Here is a 306-nt window from a genome sequence, read left to right on the forward strand (position 1 = left end):
GGTGAGAGATATGGTGAATTGCGCCGCATCGAAAACCGCTATAACGGCGAAGTAAACCGTTACTTCTTATGTGACCGTGGTCGCTTTGGTTACGGTTATGTCAACCGCGCTGATCGTCCAACCCAAGCGCTTGAGCGCATCAATGATAAACATGTCAAAATCAATATCGACTATGCTCTTGATGAAACCATCAAACGTATCAAAGATAAAAAAGTCATTGGTATTGGCTCGCCGCGCGCCAGCCTTGAGACTAACTTTGCCCTAAAAAACCTCGTTGGCTTTGATAACTTCTCAACAGGTCTGAAT

General features: G+C 45.1%; 1 pseudogene. It reads left to right on the plus strand.

The annotated features are described in order from the left end of the window. Positions 1–306: pseudogene (locus AAEY80_RS14410) on the plus strand (NADH-quinone oxidoreductase subunit NuoG); the annotation flags it as partial.

This window comes from Psychrobacter sp. 78a-MNA-CIBAN-0178, from assembly GCF_040309625.1.
GTDB classification, from domain to species: Bacteria; Pseudomonadota; Gammaproteobacteria; order Pseudomonadales; family Moraxellaceae; genus Psychrobacter; species Psychrobacter okhotskensis.